Below are 16,940 nucleotides of genomic sequence, written 5' to 3'. Positions count from 1 at the left end.
CCTGATGCGCGTTATATCATGCATCGCCATGGAGCATAATCTGTGGCTTGTCCTGCTGGCGGCGCTGATGTGCGTCACCGGCTGCTGGGTGACGATCGGCCTCTTCGACCGTTCGAGAAAAACCACCGGCGTGCAGATGAAGGGCTGGCTGTTCCTGACCGCGGTCGCCGCCGGCTCGTCGATCTGGTGCACCCATTTCATCGCCATGCTGGCCTACCAGCCCGGCGCGCCGATCACCTTCGATCCGGTCCTGACCATGGCATCCCTGGTCATCGCCATCGCCGGCACCGGGCTGGGTTTCACCCTCGCATCCGGCAAGAGCCGGCGCCTGGCCCCGGAATGGGGCGGCGTCGTCGTCGGCCTGGCGATCTCGGCCATGCACTACACCGGCATGATGGCCTATCACGTTGCCGGCATCGTCGAATGGGACGGCTCCTATGTCGTGGCCTCACTGGTCATCTCGGCGGTGTTCTCCGCCCTGGCCGTCGGCCATGCCGTGCGCCGGCCATACCGCTGGTCGAACTATCTCGCCATCGGGCTGCTGGTGCTGGCGATCGTCGGCCTGCATTTCACGGCTATGGCCGCGGTGGCGGTGACGCCGCTGTCCTTCATCAGCACAGGCACCAATCCCGATATTCTGGTGGCAATGGCGGTCGCCGTCGCCGTGGTGGGCCTGATCGTCGCGGCTACCGGCTTCGCCAGCTATCTGATCGATGAGCGTGGTCGTTTGGAGAGCTTCGAGCGGCTTCAGCATCTCGCCCTCAACGACGCCCTTACCGGCCTTCCCAACCGGGTCTCCTTCAACGACCGCCTTGACCATGAAATCGACCGGGCATGCGAGGGCGAGGACACAATGACGGCGGTCATCGTCATCGATCTCGACCGCTTCAAGGAGATCAACGACCTCAGGGGGCATGCGGCCGGCGACCAGGCGCTCAAGATCGTCGCCCGCAGGCTCTCGAAACTCATCGGCGAGGGCGAATTCGTCGCCCGGCTCGGCGGTGACGAGTTCGCCGCGATCAAGCGCTTCAAGGATCAGAAGGACCTTCTCGGGCTGGTCTCGCGGCTGGAGAAATCCCTGTTCGAGCCGTTGCGGCTCGACGATTTCGAAATCGCCGCCGGCGCCAGCATCGGCGTAGCGATCTATCCGCGCGACGGGGCCGACCGCGAGCGGCTGGTCAGCAATGCCGATCTTGCCATGTACCGGGCAAAGAACGACGTCACGCGAGCCGTCTGCTTCTACGAATCCGCCATGGACGAGACGGCGCGGGCGCGCCGCGCGCTGGCCACCGACCTTCGCCAGGCGATCGAGCGCGGCGAGCTTTCGCTCCACTATCAGGTACAGACCTCGGTCCCGACCGGCGCCACCTGCGGCTACGAGGCGCTGCTGCGCTGGACCCATCCGGTGCACGGCATGATCCCGCCCGCCGAATTCATCCCGATTGCCGAGGAGAACGGCTCGATCATGGCGATCGGCGAATGGGTGCTGCGGACCGCGTGCCGCCAGGCGGCCTCGTGGGGCAACGGCCACAAGATCGCGGTCAATCTGTCGCCGGTACAGTTCGCCCATGCCGATCTCGCCAAGCTCGTCCATCAGATCCTGATCGAGACCGGGCTGTCGCCGAAACGGCTGGAGCTGGAGCTCACCGAATCGACGATCGTCGCCGACAAGGTGCGCACGCTGCATGTTCTGCGCCAGATCAAGGCGCTGGGGGTGACGATCGCGATCGACGATTTCGGCACAGGCTATTCATCGCTCGATACGCTGCGCTCGTTTCCGTTCGACAAGATCAAACTCGACCGTTCATTCATGGCTGACGTCGAGCGAAGCCCGCAGGCCAAGGCCATCATCCGGGCGGTGCTGACGCTGGGCCGCAGCCTCGACATTCCGGTGCTTGCCGAAGGCGTCGAGACGCATGTCCAGCTCACCATCCTGCAAGTCGAAGGCTGCAACGAGGCGCAAGGCTATCTCCTCGGCCGGCCCAAGCCGATCGACCAGATCACCGGGGACGCCGATGTCCGCAACGATCAACTCGTCGCGGAGGAGCCGGCGAGGATGCGGCTGAGCAGGCAGGCATAGGACGCCGCGGCCGGCCGTCCAGCGAATGCCGTGCGGACGCCTGCTGGATCGAGATCGGGTCGCTGCTGTGTCTGGCATCGTCATGGCGCATCCTGTATAGGCCTCGCAATCCCTTGGGGGCCGCTCATGTCGTTCATTCCAGACACCGCCACGCTGATCCAGTTCGCCATCGCCACGGTCATCCTGGCGATCACGCCGGGGCCGGACATGACCCTGTTCGTCTCGCGCACGCTGAGCCAGGGCCGTGCCACCGGCTTTGCCTCGATGGCCGGCGCGCTGTGCGGCACGCTGATCCACACCACACTGGTGGTTGTCGGTGTCTCGGCGCTGATCGTCGCCTCGCCGATGGCTTTCTTCGTGCTGAAGATCTTCGGTGCCGGCTATCTCGTCTTCCTGGCCTGGCAGGCAATCACCAGGGGCTCGGCCTTTTCGCCGGAGAAGAAGACAGGCCCCGAGATTTCCCTGTTGCGCAGCTGGGCCGCGGGTCTTGGCGTCAATCTGCTCAACCCGAAGATCATCCTGTTCTTCATGACCTTCCTGCCGCAGTTCGTCTCCGCGCATGATCCGAACGCACCGGGAAAGCTGTTTTTCCTTGGGCTGATGTTCATTGTGCTGTCGGTCCCGGTGACGGTGCCGATGGTGCTGGCGGCGGAAAAGTTTTCGGCGGCGATGAAGGCCAGCCCGCGCGTCACACGGGCGGTCGACTATCTCTTTGCCGGCGTGTTCTCCGCCTTCGCCCTCAAGATCCTGACGGCGCAGGCGAAGTAGGCGCCGTCATCCTGTCTGGCCATCCTCTTTTGATCCTGGTTCGCCTTGCCACCAGCTTGCGGCCCAGCGCCCGGCGCTGAGCCAGTAAAAGATACCACCGACCATGCCGCTGCCGATCACGGCCATGATGGCGCTGGTGTCCCTGACGATGAAGGCGGTGTCATCGCTGCGGTCGGCAAGCCCGAGGAAAACACCGGCAACCACCGCGCCTGCCAGCGCATAGAACAGCCAGTCGCGCCGGCCCAGGATTTCGGCAAGCAGGATGACGACAGAGGCCGGCATCAGGGCGAAATAGGCGACGAACAGGGCGGCGAAGGGAATTGAGAAATACAGGGAAGCCGTCGCCGTCGGGTGCGCATGTTCCGGCGTGTAGCCGAGCGATGCCAGGAACAGGATGTTGAGGAAGGCACTCGCCGCCAGCGAGGCGACGGCATAGCCGAACAGGATGACAGTGAAACGGACGAGGTAGCCGACGAGACGCGCCATCAATCTCTGCCCAGAGTCTGTCGCGTGCCGGACCTGCGTCCAGCCAGAAGCCAGTAGACCGAACCGGCGGCGATGCCGGCGGTGGCGAGAAAACCCAGAAAGCCCGGATTGAAGACAAAGCTGCTGGCCGAGCGCGGCATGGATACGCCAAAGGCGATGGACGTGATCGCACCGGTGGCGGCGAAGTAGTACCATCCCCGAAGTGAAAACCGTTCGGCGACAAAGAGCGCCGGGCCGACGATCAACAGCGCGCCGATCGTTACGGTCAAGACGGCGAGCGGGAACGAGCCCAGCCAGTCGAAAGCGAAAATGATGGACCAGTTGCCGTCTTCGATGCCTTCCAGGAGAGCGATCAGCAGCACCGGCACCAGGATCGAGGTCAGCACCGCGGCGACATAGCCGACCGCCATGATGGCGAAGCGTTTTAGCCAGGCGAAGGGGCGGCTCACGCCTCGCCGTGCCCCGCTATCATCATCGCTTCCAGCGCCAGCCGGTCGACCTTGCGCATGCGCTCGGAGTCGGATTTGAGCTGGCCGCAGGCGGCGAGAATGTCGCGGCCGCGCGGCGTGCGGATCGGCGAGGCATAGCCGGCATTGTTGATGTAATCGGCGAATTTCTCGATCGTCTCCCAGTCCGAGCACTGGTAATTGGTGCCCGGCCACGGGTTGAACGGGATCAGGTTGATCTTGGCCGGAATGCCCTTGAGCAGCTTGATCAGGCCCTTGGCGTCCTCGATGGAATCGTTGACGTCCTTCAGCATCACATATTCGAAGGTGATGCGCTTGGCGTTCGACAAGCCGGGATAGGCGCGGCAGGCGGCGATCAGCTCGTTGAGCGGATACTTCTTGTTGATCGGCACAAGCAAGTCGCGCAGATCGTCATTGGTGGCGTGCAGCGAGATCGCCAGCATGACGCCGATCTCCTCGCCGGTGCGGAAGATTTCCGGCACGACGCCGGAGGTCGACAGCGTGATGCGCCGCTTCGACAGGGACAGGCCGTCACCGTCGGAAGCGATCAGCAGCGCCTTCTTCACCGCTTCGAAATTGTAAAGCGGTTCGCCCATGCCCATCATGACGACGTTGGACACTTTGCGGCCCTCGGCCGGCACGATGGCGCCGTCGGGCGTGTCGCGGTCGGGAAAATCGCCGAGCCGGTCGCGGGCGGTGAGCAGCTGGGCGAGGATCTCCTCAGCCGTTAGATTGCGCACCAGCTTCTGCGTGCCGGTGTGGCAAAACGAGCAGGTCAGCGTGCAGCCCACCTGTGACGAGATGCACAGCGTGCCGCGACCCTCTTCGGGAATGTAGACAGTCTCGATCTCGACCGGCCGGCCGGCGCCGCGCGGCGGAAAGCGGAACAGCCACTTTCGCGTGCCGTCGGCGGAAATCTGCTCCTCGACGATCTCGGGCCTGGCGACGGTGAAATGCTTGTCGAGCTCGGCGCGCAGATCCTTGGAGATGTTGAACATGCCGGCGAAATCGGAGACGCCGCGCACATACATCCAGTGCCACAACTGCTGGGCGCGCATTTTCGCCTGGCGCTCGGGCACGGTGCCTGATGCAACCAGAGCCTCGGCGAGCTCGACCCGCGTCAGGCCGATCAGCGACGGCTTTTCGGGCTGTGCCGCGCGGGCACGCAACGCGTCGCGGGCGCCGTCAGTGGTGAGATCGAATGAAAGGGTCATGGTTGCACTGATATAAGCGGTTTGCGGCCGATTTCACGCATCGTGCCGGGAAAGGAAGCGCGGCGCATAGCACAGGTTGAGGGCAGAGTCATGGGTTGTGCCGGTTTAACCTCTGGCCTGCACGTGTTAGGGCTCGATACTCCCCGCTCGAGGACAGACATGGCCGGCACATCGCGAAAATATCCCATGCTGCGGCGTTCGCGCGCGATGTGGGGCTCACGGCGGGTGTGGCAGCCGCGCCTGGTGTTCTGGGCCGGGGCGCTTGGCATCGGTGTGATCAGCGTGCTGTTCGCGGTGCTGGCGGACAGGGCGCAGGAACTTTTTCACCTGATGACAGGAAACGCAGGCGGCTGGCGTTTCTATCTGCCGCTTGCCGTTTCGCCGTTAGGTTTCGTGTTGTGCGCCTGGCTCGCCCATACCTTCTTTCCCGGTTCGCAAGGCAGCGGCATTCCGCAGGCGATCGCCGCTCGCCACCTGCGCGACGACGAAGACCGCAGCCACATCCTGTCCCTCAAACTGGTGGTCGGCAAAATCATGCTCACCATCGTCGGCCTGTTCTGCGGCGCCTCGATCGGCCGCGAGGGTCCCACCGTGCAGGTCGGCGCGTCGCTGATGCTGCAGGCGGCACGCTGGGGCGGCATGGTCCAGGCCCGGGGTCTGATCCTTGCCGGGTCGGCCGCCGGGATCGCCGCCGCCTTCAACACGCCGCTGGCCGGCATCGTCTTCGCCATCGAGGAGATGGGCCGCACCTACGAGGCGCGCACCAACGGCTTGGTGCTGACGGCGGTGATCCTGGCCGGCCTCGCCTCGCTCGGCCTGCTCGGCAACTACACCTATTTCGGCGTCGCCAGGGAGACGATCTCGTTCGCCGCAGAGTGGCCGCTGGTGCTTGCCTGCGGCATCATCGGTGGCGGGTCCGGCGCGCTGTTTTCGCTGCTGGCGTTGAAGGCGACACGCCGGATCCGGCGCTGGAGCACAGGCCAGCCTTTGCGGCGCGCCTTGCTAGTCGCGGCCGTCTGCGGGCTGCTGGTTGCAGTGATCGGCATCGCGTCGGGCGGGCTGACCTTCGGCACCGGCTATATGCAGGCGCGCGGCGCCGTCGAAGGCACGCCGCTGCCCCCAATCTTCTTTGCCGAAAAGTTCCTGGCGGGACTGCTGTCGATGATCTCGGGCATTCCGGGCGGCATCTTCGCGCCCTCGCTGGCGGTGGGTGCCGGCATCGGCAGTTCGCTTGGCCTTCTCTTGGGCGCTAGCACGGGGGCGGCGGCGCTGCTCGGCATGGCTGGCTATTTCGCCGGTGTCGTGCAGGCGCCGATGACGGCCTTCGTCATCATTCTGGAGATGACCGGCAATCACGACAATGTCATCGCGCTGATGCTGGCCTCGATGCTGGGCTATGGCACGGCGCGCATGATCTCGCACGAACCGCTCTACCACACGCTGTCGCGTGTCTTCATCGCCGAGGCGATCCGGCGCCGCCGAGCGGAGGCCGGGCCGGGATCGGGGCAAGGCTGAAAGCAAAAAGACCGGGCTTTGCGGCCCGGCCATTCATTCAAAACGAAGTGCTTGCTTGCACTCTTTGCCTATTTGCACTTGGCAATCGACGTCAGCGCCGCCGAAATGCCCTTCAGCGAGAAGACGTAGCTGGTCGGGTTGCCGCGGCCGGACTTCGCCGTCACCTTCATGTCGGTGCCGGTCTTCATGGCGGCGATCAGCACCGGCTCCTCGGCGGCATTCTCGACCCAGGCCGATTTGCCGCGGGTGAACATCGAAAACGTCTTCTTATCGATGGTCACGGTGGCCTTGGAGCCGTCCTGGAAGTTGTAGCCGGCAATGAATTGCGGCTCGTACGACACTTGCTGGCCGGGCCGCTGGCTGACGAAGAAGAACATGTCGCCATGGTCGAGCGTCGGCGGCTGCTTGTCGGTCGGCACGGTCAGGACATAGCAGACCTTGCCGCCCGATGCCTGGTAGCTGTAGGTGCCCCAGGCATTGTGCTGGCCGATCTTGGTCGCAGACTGCGCCAGTGCCGGCGCTGCCACGGCCACCAGGGCCAGACTCGAAACTATAGCAATCAATCCGCGCATCGCTTTTCCCGTATTCCAAATGGTGCGGAGGCAGGCCGGCTTGGCGTCCTGCCCGTCGCTTCATTTTGATTTAATCTGGGTTACCAAACGGTGAATTTCCGAAGAGAAAAGGAGCCTCACCCCGAGGAAACCGCCGCCATTCCCGCGCCGCCGCCTTGCGAGCGGCTGGCGCGACATCCCTTTGGCGACTTGGAGGCCACGAAAGCGGCAAGAGTTTGACTTTTTACGCTGCCGCAGAAAGCCGGCTTCAACGGCGTTCCGTGCGCGAGTTCAGCCCTTGTCGGCCATGGCGTCCCTGGCGGCCTGCCGGTGCGCAGTGGTGATGTGGGCACTGACGGCGGTGATCGCGGCGGTGAGCACGGCGATGTCGTCGGTAAAGCCAAGCCCGAAGACGAAGTCGGGGATGACATCCACCGGCAGCACGAAATAACCGAGCGCGGCGAGCAGAATGCCTTTGGCGCGCAGCGGCGTGTTCTTGTCCATGGCGCAGTAATAGGCGGCCACAACCTCTTCCATGAAGGGGATCTGCCGCGCCGCCTTCTTGGCTGTGCGCCAGAATTTCTCGCGCACTTCGCTCTCGTTTGCCGGCTTGCCGCCAAAGCCGAAGAAATCAAAACCGGATTGTTGCGCCATCAGTCTCTCCTTGCAGGGCCCGTGCGCATCCCGGCGCATGCCCGCGGGGGAAAATGTGGTGAAACCCGACCCCCGCTACAAGATGCCGGTGCCGATTTGGGCCCGCCGAGGCGATACCAGGCCTCAGGCGCCGGCAAAACGGTTCATTTTCTTGGCCAGATCGATATCGAGCGCGGTGACGCCGCCGGCGTCGTGAGTGTTCAGAGTCACGTCGACTGTCTTGTAGACATTCGACCAGTCGGGATGATGGTCCATCGTCTCGGCGGCAAGCGCGACGCGGGTCATGAAGGCGAAAGCCTCGGAGAAATTCGCGAAGGTGAATGTGCGCTTGATGGAGGCGCCGTCTTCCGCCAGCGCCCAGCCGTCGAGACCGGTCAATGCGGCTTCAGCGGCTTGCCTGCCCAGTTTCTCTCTCGCCATGTCCATATCCTGTGCTATTCGAAAACGACCCTCACCATAGCGACGGATCGATGAGCGCGAAGCCCATAAATTCCATTCTCTTCGTCTGCCTCGGCAACATCTGCCGGTCGCCGCTGGCGGAAGGTGTCTTCCGCGCCGTTTGGGCCGAGCGCGGGTCTGGCCGGGATATGCTGCTCGATTCAGCGGGAACCAGTGACTGGGAGGCCGGCTCTGCCCCCGATCGACGCGCGATTGCGATTGCGGTGCGGCACGGCGTCGACATTTCCGGGCAGAGGGCGCGCAAGGTCACGCCGCAGGACCTCCACCGTTTCGACCTGATCCTCGGCATGGACCGGTCGAATGTCGCCGACCTGAAGGCGCTGGCGCCCGCGGCCGTGCAGGACCGCATCCATCTGTTCCTGGAGTTCGCGCAGGGAAAATCACGCGACGTGCCGGATCCTTATCATGACGAGGCAGAAGCCTTCGCTTCCGCCTATCGCATGATCCGCGAGGCGTCGGAGGCGCTGGCGACAAGGCTGGAGGCGCGGGCGTCCGTGCCTGACAGCGGCCAGGCTTCCTCGACGATATAGGGTCCGCCGCCGACCGAATCGCGCGACGACATCAGCACGAAACGGCCGATGCGGAACGGCAGCGTCGAGAAATTCCCGCGTGCCGACAGATACTGGGCGACGTCCAGCGGGGTCGAATTGCGTAAGCGCGCCAGCGTCACATGCGGCATGAATTTGCGCGGGTCGGCCGGGATGCCTAGCCGCTGGCAGATGCGGTTGATCTCACCTTGAAGCGCGGCCAGATCGGGCGAGGCGGAAGCGCCCGCCCACACCGCATGCGGCTTCTTCTGGCCGAAAGCGCCGACGCCGGACAGCGCCAGCGAGAAGGAAGGACGGTGGACGCGGTCGAGCGCGTTGGCGATCTCGTCGGCGACATGGCCGGGGACATCGCCGATGAAGCGCAGCGTCAGATGGTAGTTTTCGACATCGATCCAGCGGGCTCCCGGCAAGCCGCCCCGCAGCAGGGACAGCGAAAGGGCAGCGTCACGCGGAATTTCGAGGGCGGTGAAAAGACGCGGCATGAAGAGCCTCCCTTCCTCGAATCGAACTGTCATCCCCAGCGAATCATCGATAGTCAAACGGAGCAAGAGGTTTGTTGGTCACAGTCCCTGTTAAAAGCTCGCCGGGCGGAAACAGTTCCAGCCCGCTAGGAATCGCCCGGCACCGCCGCGATCACCTTCTCGACCGTCGGCAGGATGCGTTCGACCATCTGGTCGACGCCTCGTGCGCTTGGATGCAGGCCGTCCTCGAGCTGCATGCCGGGCTGGCCGGCGACGCCGTCGAGAAAGAACGGGTAGAGCACGACGTCGTATTTCTTCGCCAGGTCCGGAAAAATGGCGTCGAACGCATTCTGGTAGTCGGGACCGAGATTGGGTGCGGCACGCATGCCGGCCAGAAGCACGGCAATCTTGCGCTGCTTCAGCTTGCTTAGCATCTCGTCGAGGTTCTTCCTGGCGATGTCGGGCGAAACGCCGCGCAGCATGTCGTTGGCTCCGAGTTCGAGGATGACCAGCTGCGTGCCGTCCAGCACCGACCAGTCGAGCCGCGCCAGGCCGCCGCTCGTCGTGTCGCCGGAGACGCCGGCATTGGCGACGGTCACTTCGTGGCCCTTGGCGCCAAGTGCCGCCTGCAGCCTGTTGGTAAAGCCCTGGTCCGGCCCAAGGCCGAAGCCCGCCATCAGGCTGTCACCGAAGCCGACGATCTTGAACGGCTCGGCGCTCGCCGAGGACATGGCGCCGCAAATGGCGAGGAAAGCCACGAAGCCTGCGGCAATACTGCGTTTGAAAGACATGCGGCAGGCCCCATATGAGCTAGGATTCTTCGACGGCTTCCGGCAAGCAGAGCCTTCATCTCCAGATATAGGACGATTTCATTTTGACAGAAGCGGTCATCGCGCTGAAAGATGTATCCCTGACCCTTGGCGAGGGCGCTTCATCGGTCCATGTGCTGAAGGGGGTGAGCCTCGATGTGGCGACCGGCGAGGCGACCGGCATCGTCGGGCCTTCGGGTTCCGGCAAGTCGACATTGCTGATGGTCCTTGCAGGACTGGAAAGGGTCGATTCGGGTACGGTCCGAATCGCCGGCGAGCTGCTCAACGGCAAAAGCGAGGACCAGATTGCTTCGTTTCGTGGCCGAAACATTGGCATCGTGTTCCAGTCCTTTCATCTCATTCCCAACATGACGGCGCTGGAAAATGTCGCGGTGCCGCTGGAACTGGCCGGCCATGCCGATCCGTTTTCGGTGGCGGCGCGCGAGCTGGCGGCGGTTGGCCTCAGCGACCGCGTCACCCACTATCCCGGCGAATTGTCGGGCGGCGAGCAACAGCGCGTGGCGATCGCCCGCGCATTGGCGCCGTCGCCGCGCATCCTGATCGCCGACGAGCCGACCGGCAATCTCGACCAGGCGACCGGGCGGCAGGTCGCCGACCTCTTGTTTGCCAAGGCGGCCGAGCGCGGCATGACGCTGGTGCTGGTGACCCATGATCCGGCGCTCGCGGCGCGCTGTTCGCGCCAGGTTTCGATGCGCTCGGGCCGGATCGAGGCACCGGCCCCCGTCAAGGTGACGGCCTGATGCCGCTGTCCCGGACGTTGAGGCTCGCGGTCCGCTTCTCACTGCGCGAGATGCGCGGCGGCCTGTCCGGCTTCCTGATCTTCCTCGCCTGCATCGCGCTCGGCGTCGCGGCCATCGGCGGCGTCAACTCGGTGGCGCGTTCGATCACCGCCGGTGTCGCCAATCAGGGCCAGACGCTGCTCGGCGGCGATCTTCGCTTCCAGATCAATCAGCGTGACGCCAGCCGGGCGGAGCGCAGCTTCCTTGACGGGCTCGGCACGGTTTCCCGGACCGCCAGCATGCGTTCGATGGCGCGTCTGGCCGACGGATCCGACCAGGCGCTGGTCGAGGCCAAGGCGGTCGACCATGCCTATCCGCTCTATGGCACGCTGGAGACCGAGCCGGCACTGTCGAAACAGGAACTGTTCGGCGAAGAGTTCGGCGTCTTCGGTGCGGCGGCACCCGATCTTCTGTTCGAGCGGTTGCACGTCAAGATCGGCGACCGGCTGAAGCTCGGCACCGCCACTTTCGAACTGCGCGCCAGGCTGGTCGCCGAACCGGACGCCGTGTCCGACGGTTTCGGCTTCGCCCCAAGGCTGATGATCTCGACCGACGGACTGGCGGCCACTGGACTGATCCAGCCGGGCAGCCTGGTCGAGAATGCCTACAAGATCCGGCTGCCGGCAGACGCCGACGAGGTGCGGCTGAAAGCCGTCCAGGACAAGGCCGCCACGGATTTCCCCGAAGCAGGCTGGTCGATCCGCACACGCAGCAACGCGGCGCCCGCGCTGTCGTCCAACATTGAACGTTTCTCGCAGTTCCTGACCCTGGTCGGGCTGACGGCGCTGGTGGTCGGCGGCGTGGGCGTCGCCAATGCGGTACGCGCCTATCTCGACGGCAAGCGCGGCGTCATCGCCACCTTCAAGAGCCTTGGCGCTTCGGGCGGCTTCGTCTTTGCCGTCTATCTCGTGCAGATCCTGATCATAGCCGGATTGGGTATCGTGCTGGGCCTTGTGCTCGGCGCACTGATGCCGTTCGCGGCGAGTGCGGCCTTGCAATCCGTCATTCCGGTGCCTGCCGAAGGCGGCTTCTATCCCGGCGCGCTCGGTATGGCGGCGCTGTTCGGCCTGCTGGTGACGTTGGCTTTCGCGCTGCTGCCGCTCGGCCGCGCCCGCGACGTGCCGGCAACCGCGCTGTTTCGCGAAATGGGGCTGGAAGGCCGCGGCTTGCCGCGCCCCGCTTATGTCGCGGCCGCCATAGGCATCGCGCTGTTGCTTGCGGCGCTGGCCATTCTGTTCTCGGGCGACCAGCGCATAGCCTCGATTTTTGTCGGCGCTACCGTCTTCGCCTTCCTGGTGCTGCGCGTGGTCGGCGCACTGGTGCAATGGGCGGCCAGGAAAAGCCCGCGCGTGCGCTTCGTGGCGCTCAGGCTCGCCATCGGCAACATTCATCGGCCAGGCGCCCTGACGCCATCGGTGGTGCTGTCCCTGGGGCTTGGCCTGACGCTGCTGGTGACGCTGGCGCTGATCGATGGCAATCTCAGGCGGCAGATCTCCGGCAGCCTGCCGGAACGGGCGCCGAACTTCTTCTTCGTCGACATCCAGAGCGCCGATGTCGCGTCTTTCTCGGCGCTGATCGGCAAGGAGGCCCCGCAGGGCGTGCTGGCCAAGGTGCCGATGCTGCGCGGCCGGGTGATGGCGCTGAACGGTGTCGATGTCGACAAGGTGAAAGTGCCGGCGGAAGGCGCCTGGGTGCTGAGGGGGGACCGCGGCCTGACCTATGACACCAGGCAACCGGAGAACGCGACGTTGACCGAGGGCAGTTGGTGGCCCGAAAATTACAGCGGCGAACCGCTGGTTTCGTTTTCGGCGCAAGAAGGCAAGGAGATCGGGCTGAAGCTCGGCGACACCATCACCGTCAATGTGCTGGGCCGCAATGTCACCGCCAGGATCGCCAATTTCCGCCAGGTCGAATGGGAGACGATGGGCATCAATTTCGTCATGGTCTTCTCGCCCAACACATTCTCAGGCGCCCCGCATGGCTGGATGGCGACGCTGACCGAAAAGAGTGCCTCGACGGCCGACGACGCCCGCATCCTCAACGCCGTCACCCGCGCCTTCCCCGCGGTGACGACGGTGCGGGTCAAGGACGCGCTCGATGTCGTCAACCGGTTGGTCGGGCAACTCGGCACGGCGATCCGGGCCGCCGCTGGCGTGGCGCTGATCGCCTCGGTGCTGGTGCTGGCCGGCGCGCTTGCAGCCGGCAACCGGGCGCGCATCCATGATGCGGTGGTGTTGAAGACGCTGGGTGCGACACGCACGACGCTGATATCGGCCTTCTCGCTCGAATATATGCTGATCGGGCTGGCCACCGCCATCTTCGCGCTGGCAGCGGGCAGTGCTGCCGCCTGGTTCGTCGTCGCGCGCATCATGACATTGCCGTCGCATTTCATGCCGGAGGTGGCGGTGGCAACCATTCTGTTTTCGCTGGTGGTCACGGTCGGCATTGGTCTCGCCGGCACCTGGCGGGTGCTCGGCCACAAGGCAGCACCGGTGCTGCGCAACCTGTGACGACAGGCCCGGAAAAGGCATCCTGGATTAAATCTTGGTAAGAAAGCCGTCCGGAAAGCCGAGGAATCGGCACTTGGTTGCCTCACGAACCGTTACATCCGGTTACGGTCTTGTTCTTGACGCGAATAACCATCATATTTCGCCACAGGCATGCTGGAGCCCTGCCAGCGGCGCCTGGGTCCGGAAGGACCTGACACCGGACGGGGCAGAAGCAATAGAGGACTACAATGGCTGATCCCATTCGCAACTACCAGACGCGCGCCGTGCCCGGCGTCAGCGTCGGTGCCGACATCGATCAGGGCCTGCGCGCCTACATGATCAAGGTTTACAATCTGATGGGGCTTGGCCTCCTCATCACTGGTCTTGCCGCTGTCGGCACGATCATGCTGGCCACCACCACCGATCCGGCTTCGGCTGTCGCGACGCTGCCAAGCGGCGAGATGCTGACCTCGTTCGGCTACGCGATCTTCGGTTCGCCGCTGCGCTGGGTGGTGATGCTGGCGCCGCTGGCCGCCGTGTTCTTCCTGTCGTTCAGGATTCAGTCGATGAGCGTCGCTGCCGCGCAGACCACGTTCTGGGTCTATGCCGGTCTCGTCGGCCTGTCGCTGTCGTCGATCTTCCTGGTCTACACCACGGCAAGCATCTCGCAGACCTTCTTCGCCACCGCCGCCGCTTTCGGCGCGCTGTCGCTGTTCGGCTACACCACCAAGCGCGACTTGACGGCAATGGGCTCGTTCCTGATCATGGGCGTGTTCGGCATCATCATCGCGTCGGTGATCAACATCTTCCTGCAGTCGTCGGCGCTGTCTTTCGCCGTGTCGGCGATCGGCGTGCTGGTCTTCGCCGGCCTCACCGCCTATGACACGCAGAAGATCAAGGAGATGTATTTCGAGGGCGATGCTACCGATGTCGCCGGCCGCAAGGCGATCATGGGCGCGCTGAGGCTCTATCTCGACTTCATCAACCTGTTCATGTTCCTGCTGCAGTTCATGGGCGACCGCCGCTAGTACAGCAGCGCTTGGACCATCGAGTTCCAGAAGGGCGGCCCAACGGCCGCCCTTTTCTTTTGTCTTGGCCTTTGCTGTTATTGCGAGCAGAGAAACGACATGCATAAACAATGAGCAATATTACGATCCGGCCTGTCACGGTGGCCGACCTCGACAGCGTCACGGCCATCTATGCCGACGCGGTGACCCAAGGCACGGCGAGCTATGAGCTGGAGCCGCCGAGCCGCGCGGAGATGGGTGTTCGATTCGACAGCCTGATGGCCGGCGGCTTTCCTTACCTGGTGGCGGAGAAGGACGGCACTGTTCTCGGCTACGCCTATGCCGGCGCCTTCCGGCCGCGCCCGGCCTATCGCTTCATCGTCGAGGATTCGGTCTATGTCGCGCCCGAGGCCAAGGGCCAGGGCGTCGGGCTCAAGCTGATGCAAAGCCTGATCGAGGCAGTGACGACGGCGGGCTTTCGCCAGATCATCGCGGTGATCGGCGATGGCCGTCCCGACAGTGCCTCGGTGCGGCTGCACGAAAAGCTCGGCTTTCGCTATTCGGGACGCCTCGAAGGTTCCGGCTACAAGCATGGGCGCTGGCTGGACACGGTGTTCATGCAGCTGTCGCTGAATGGCGGTGCCTCGGCGCCGCCCGATCCGAGCTCGCTGCCGGAGCGGAAGTTTCGTCTTAAAGGGGACTGAAGCGAGGAATTGGGGAACTGAAGAACTGAACAACTGAAGAACTGAAGAACTGAAGAAGAAGGCGGTTACATCAGGCGTCGAGTGCCCAATTCTTCAATTCTTCAATTCTCCAGTTTCTTCAATTCCGTAGCTCAAGCCTCTACAACCTTGAGCTTGCTGTCGAACACACCAAGCACGCGGCCAAGTTCCTGACCGCGTTTCAGGATGCGGCCGCCGGCGGCGATGACGGCAAAAGCGCCCTGCTTGCGGGCCAGTTTCGGATCCTTGACGATCTGGAACAGCGGCACTTCACTGGTGCGGCGGAATACGGAAAACACGGCGCGGTCCGCAAGATGATCGATGGCGTAGTCGCGCCATTCATTGGCAGCGACCATGCGTCCGTAGAGCCTGAGGATCTGGTCCAACTCGCGGCGGTCAAACCGTACCGGCTGATCGAGACGTTCGCGTCGTGCCTCGTGCAGCGGGATCAATATCGCGGATGCGTCCCCATCCCCCGTCCCGCCGCTGTCATCCGTCATGCCTCGATCCTTCAAAATGAATCTTTGCCAACCAAAGTTGGCGTGTTCGCGACTGAATTGCAAGGCCTAGCGAACCGAGCCCCGCGCCGCGCCGTTTTCGTCACGTCCAGTCACTTTTATGAAACGCCGTGTTGGAATTGGTGATGTTCCGCCACATTTCTGCCTTTTTTTATCCGCGCTCATGCCCCAATGTCCGACGAATTTACCGGTGTTGCCTGAGACGGTTCGGTCCGGCACCGGCTCGTAAACCCCAAGCCCCCCGCCCACGGGTCTGCGTCGGATCGAACCAACCTCGGCTCTTCCTCGGAAGAACCGGGTGCGACGATCCCAAAACCTAAATGACCGACGTCAGAAGCAAGCTGACGTCGGTTTTTTATTGGGTGGTGAGTCGAGTGCGGTTTCACCGAGCGTCGCGTCCCCCTCACCCGGATTGCCAACCGAATTGCGAAGGGGCAATTCGGGACAATCCGACCTCTCCCCGAGGGGAGAGGAGATCGCGGCGGCGCTTTACCTCTTCTCCCCTCGGGGAGAAGGTGGCCGCGAAGCGGCCGGATGAGGGGCCTCCCATCCACAGTCCTAGCGAAGATGGGGGGCGCCGGCGTCCGTTACGGCTTGTGGATGAACGCGGCGCCGAGAATAGGACCGGGCATGCCGTCCTTGCCGACCGACTGCAGCAGCACGGCGCAGCCGCCCTTTTTGGCAATCTCGCTCATCGGCAGCTCGTAGCGCTGTGCCTTGCCATGCCACATGCCAGCGGTCTGAATCCCGGTGACGGCGTTCCAATAGGTCATCTTGCGGCCGGTATTCTCGCCCTCGCCGACCTTGACCGTCTGCGGCGGGTCGAAATAGACGATGACGACATGGGCGTCGCTGGGGCCGTTGCCGGCATCACCGGCGTCGATCGTCACACGGTCGCTGGTGCGGCTGACCTTGACGGCGACGCGCATGCCTTCGCCGTTCTTGGCCATGCGGGCGAGCGCGCCATCGACCTCGCCGCGGCTGGCGCCGTTGACGTGGACACGGCCGTTGATGACGGCCTGCGGCGTATAGACGGAGCGGCTGCCGAAGGCGCGCATGTAGTCGTATTGCCGCTCGGTGTTCTCCTTGCGGCCCAGCGTGTCCTGCCAGCCGAGATAGTCCCAATAGTCGACGTGATAGGCGAGCGCGACGATATCTTCCTTAGCGGCAAGTTCGGAGAACAGCGTATCGGCCGGCGGGCAGGAACTGCAGCCCTGGCTGGTGAACAGTTCGACCACGCCCAATGGCCTGTCGATCTGGAGCCTGTCGATCTGGACCCGGTCGGCATGGGCGCGATCGGATTCGCCGGCATGCCCGGCGCCGGCAGACGCCGAGAAGGCCAGCGCAAGAGCTGCCAGCCACAATGATTTTCGCGAGGCCATGGCCATTCCG

General features: G+C 64.0%; 18 protein-coding genes. 8 read left to right on the top strand and 10 right to left on the bottom strand.

Annotated features, from left to right (window positions below):
* The first annotated feature begins 4 nt into the window (after positions 1-4).
* Both NKI69_RS29625 and NKI69_RS29620 read left to right on the top strand, forming a co-directional pair.
* Entirely contained in the window at positions 5-2,080 is a 2,076-nt protein-coding gene (locus tag NKI69_RS29625) for a putative bifunctional diguanylate cyclase/phosphodiesterase (protein WP_352723071.1), read from the top strand.
* Between the two features lie 126 nt (positions 2,081-2,206).
* Positions 2,207-2,848 carry a LysE family translocator gene (locus tag NKI69_RS29620; protein WP_128304284.1) on the top strand — a complete coding sequence of 214 codons (642 nt, stop codon included), beginning with the start codon at positions 2,207-2,209 and terminating at the stop codon, positions 2,846-2,848.
* A 6-nt stretch (positions 2,849-2,854) separates the two neighbouring features.
* Here the strand turns inward: NKI69_RS29620 and NKI69_RS29615 are convergent, their stop codons facing one another.
* Genes NKI69_RS29615 through rlmN form a run of 3 tightly spaced genes read right to left on the bottom strand, consistent with a single transcriptional unit; the run spans position 2,855 to position 5,015 of the window.
* Positions 2,855-3,334 (bottom strand): hypothetical protein, encoded by a 480-nt coding sequence (locus tag NKI69_RS29615; protein WP_352723070.1) that lies wholly within the window; start codon positions 3,332-3,334, stop codon positions 2,855-2,857.
* Complete coding sequence (locus tag NKI69_RS29610) at positions 3,334-3,783, bottom strand: hypothetical protein (RefSeq protein ID WP_128304282.1); 450 nt, start codon at positions 3,781-3,783, stop codon at positions 3,334-3,336. The genes NKI69_RS29615 and NKI69_RS29610 overlap by 1 nt, the downstream gene beginning before the upstream one ends.
* On the bottom strand, positions 3,780-5,015 hold the full coding sequence (gene rlmN / locus NKI69_RS29605; RefSeq protein WP_023811317.1) for a dual-specificity RNA methyltransferase RlmN: 1,236 nt from the start codon (positions 5,013-5,015) through the stop codon (positions 3,780-3,782). The genes NKI69_RS29610 and rlmN overlap by 4 nt, the downstream gene beginning before the upstream one ends.
* A gap of 159 nt (positions 5,016-5,174) precedes the next feature.
* On the opposite strand from rlmN, the gene NKI69_RS29600 reads away from it, so the two are divergent.
* The gene (locus NKI69_RS29600) at positions 5,175-6,530 is read left to right on the top strand and encodes a chloride channel protein (protein WP_352723069.1); all 1,356 of its coding nucleotides are present in this window, start codon (positions 5,175-5,177) and stop codon (positions 6,528-6,530) included.
* Between the two features lie 68 nt (positions 6,531-6,598).
* Here the strand turns inward: NKI69_RS29600 and NKI69_RS29595 are convergent, their stop codons facing one another.
* From NKI69_RS29595 to NKI69_RS29585, 3 genes are all read right to left on the bottom strand, one after another.
* Positions 6,599-7,102 carry an invasion associated locus B family protein gene (locus tag NKI69_RS29595; RefSeq protein WP_127296348.1) on the bottom strand — a complete coding sequence of 168 codons (504 nt, stop codon included), beginning with the start codon at positions 7,100-7,102 and terminating at the stop codon, positions 6,599-6,601.
* Between the two features lie 270 nt (positions 7,103-7,372).
* Positions 7,373-7,735, bottom strand: a complete 363-nt coding sequence (locus NKI69_RS29590; protein ID WP_352723068.1) for a YkvA family protein — start codon at positions 7,733-7,735, stop codon at positions 7,373-7,375.
* Positions 7,736-7,858: 123 nt separating this feature from the next.
* A complete protein-coding gene (locus tag NKI69_RS29585; RefSeq protein ID WP_023811314.1) occupies positions 7,859-8,155 on the bottom strand; it encodes a 4a-hydroxytetrahydrobiopterin dehydratase in 297 nt (98 codons plus the stop codon).
* Between the two features lie 50 nt (positions 8,156-8,205).
* Here NKI69_RS29585 and NKI69_RS29580 point away from each other — a divergent pair, with 50 nt between their 5' ends.
* Positions 8,206-8,724: a low molecular weight protein-tyrosine-phosphatase gene (locus NKI69_RS29580; RefSeq protein ID WP_352723067.1), complete on the top strand. Its 519-nt coding sequence runs from the start codon at positions 8,206-8,208 to the stop codon at positions 8,722-8,724.
* Here NKI69_RS29580 and thpR read toward each other — a convergent pair.
* Both thpR and NKI69_RS29570 read right to left on the bottom strand, forming a co-directional pair.
* A complete protein-coding gene (thpR, locus tag NKI69_RS29575; RefSeq protein WP_352723065.1) occupies positions 8,628-9,224 on the bottom strand; it encodes an RNA 2',3'-cyclic phosphodiesterase in 597 nt (198 codons plus the stop codon). The two genes, NKI69_RS29580 and thpR, sit on opposite strands and share 97 nt — an antisense overlap.
* A gap of 125 nt (positions 9,225-9,349) precedes the next feature.
* On the bottom strand, positions 9,350-9,994 hold the full coding sequence (locus NKI69_RS29570) for an arylesterase (RefSeq protein ID WP_023811311.1): 645 nt from the start codon (positions 9,992-9,994) through the stop codon (positions 9,350-9,352).
* Positions 9,995-10,077: 83 nt separating this feature from the next.
* Here NKI69_RS29570 and NKI69_RS29565 point away from each other — a divergent pair, with 83 nt between their 5' ends.
* The 4 genes from NKI69_RS29565 to NKI69_RS29550 all read left to right on the top strand — a co-directional run bounded on the left by NKI69_RS29565 (position 10,078) and on the right by NKI69_RS29550 (position 15,012).
* On the top strand, positions 10,078-10,773 hold the full coding sequence (locus NKI69_RS29565) for an ABC transporter ATP-binding protein (protein WP_023811310.1): 696 nt from the start codon (positions 10,078-10,080) through the stop codon (positions 10,771-10,773).
* A complete protein-coding gene (locus NKI69_RS29560) occupies positions 10,773-13,322 on the top strand; it encodes an ABC transporter permease (protein ID WP_352723064.1) in 2,550 nt (849 codons plus the stop codon). The genes NKI69_RS29565 and NKI69_RS29560 overlap by 1 nt, the downstream gene beginning before the upstream one ends.
* A 227-nt stretch (positions 13,323-13,549) precedes the next feature.
* Positions 13,550-14,329, top strand: a complete 780-nt coding sequence (locus tag NKI69_RS29555; protein ID WP_023811308.1) for a Bax inhibitor-1/YccA family protein — start codon at positions 13,550-13,552, stop codon at positions 14,327-14,329.
* Positions 14,330-14,439: 110 nt separating this feature from the next.
* Positions 14,440-15,012: a GNAT family N-acetyltransferase gene (locus tag NKI69_RS29550; protein WP_023811307.1), complete on the top strand. Its 573-nt coding sequence runs from the start codon at positions 14,440-14,442 to the stop codon at positions 15,010-15,012.
* A 131-nt stretch (positions 15,013-15,143) separates the two neighbouring features.
* Here the strand turns inward: NKI69_RS29550 and NKI69_RS29545 are convergent, their stop codons facing one another.
* Together NKI69_RS29545 and NKI69_RS29540 are read right to left on the bottom strand one after the other, a co-directional pair.
* Positions 15,144-15,530: a DUF2794 domain-containing protein gene (locus NKI69_RS29545; RefSeq protein ID WP_023811306.1), complete on the bottom strand. Its 387-nt coding sequence runs from the start codon at positions 15,528-15,530 to the stop codon at positions 15,144-15,146.
* A 605-nt stretch (positions 15,531-16,135) separates the two neighbouring features.
* Positions 16,136-16,936 (bottom strand): DUF1223 domain-containing protein, encoded by an 801-nt coding sequence (locus NKI69_RS29540; protein ID WP_023811305.1) that lies wholly within the window; start codon positions 16,934-16,936, stop codon positions 16,136-16,138.
* Positions 16,937-16,940 lie beyond the last annotated feature (4 nt).

This window comes from Mesorhizobium sp. M0491 (assembly GCF_040321265.1).
GTDB lineage: Bacteria > Pseudomonadota > Alphaproteobacteria > Rhizobiales > Rhizobiaceae > Mesorhizobium.
Note: the sequence above shows the minus strand (reverse complement) of the source record. Positions and strands in the feature narration are given on the sequence as shown.

Coding starts and splice junctions, on each gene's coding strand:
- NKI69_RS29555 (WP_023811308.1), top strand. CDS start 13,550: ATGGCTGATCCCATTCGCAACTACCAGACGCGCGCCGTGCCCGGCGTC.
- NKI69_RS29550 (WP_023811307.1), top strand. CDS start 14,440: ATGAGCAATATTACGATCCGGCCTGTCACGGTGGCCGACCTCGACAGC.
- NKI69_RS29580 (WP_352723067.1), top strand. CDS start 8,206: ATGAGCGCGAAGCCCATAAATTCCATTCTCTTCGTCTGCCTCGGCAAC.
- NKI69_RS29570 (WP_023811311.1), bottom strand. CDS start 9,994: ATGTCTTTCAAACGCAGTATTGCCGCAGGCTTCGTGGCTTTCCTCGCC.
- NKI69_RS29545 (WP_023811306.1), bottom strand. CDS start 15,530: ATGACGGATGACAGCGGCGGGACGGGGGATGGGGACGCATCCGCGATA.
- NKI69_RS29620 (WP_128304284.1), top strand. CDS start 2,207: ATGTCGTTCATTCCAGACACCGCCACGCTGATCCAGTTCGCCATCGCC.
- thpR (WP_352723065.1), bottom strand. CDS start 9,224: ATGCCGCGTCTTTTCACCGCCCTCGAAATTCCGCGTGACGCTGCCCTT.
- NKI69_RS29615 (WP_352723070.1), bottom strand. CDS start 3,334: ATGGCGCGTCTCGTCGGCTACCTCGTCCGTTTCACTGTCATCCTGTTC.
- rlmN (WP_023811317.1), bottom strand. CDS start 5,015: ATGACCCTTTCATTCGATCTCACCACTGACGGCGCCCGCGACGCGTTG.
- NKI69_RS29540 (WP_023811305.1), bottom strand. CDS start 16,936: ATGGCCATGGCCTCGCGAAAATCATTGTGGCTGGCAGCTCTTGCGCTG.
- NKI69_RS29625 (WP_352723071.1), top strand. CDS start 5: ATGCGCGTTATATCATGCATCGCCATGGAGCATAATCTGTGGCTTGTC.
- NKI69_RS29560 (WP_352723064.1), top strand. CDS start 10,773: ATGCCGCTGTCCCGGACGTTGAGGCTCGCGGTCCGCTTCTCACTGCGC.
- NKI69_RS29600 (WP_352723069.1), top strand. CDS start 5,175: ATGGCCGGCACATCGCGAAAATATCCCATGCTGCGGCGTTCGCGCGCG.
- NKI69_RS29590 (WP_352723068.1), bottom strand. CDS start 7,735: ATGGCGCAACAATCCGGTTTTGATTTCTTCGGCTTTGGCGGCAAGCCG.
- NKI69_RS29585 (WP_023811314.1), bottom strand. CDS start 8,155: ATGGCGAGAGAGAAACTGGGCAGGCAAGCCGCTGAAGCCGCATTGACC.
- NKI69_RS29595 (WP_127296348.1), bottom strand. CDS start 7,102: ATGCGCGGATTGATTGCTATAGTTTCGAGTCTGGCCCTGGTGGCCGTG.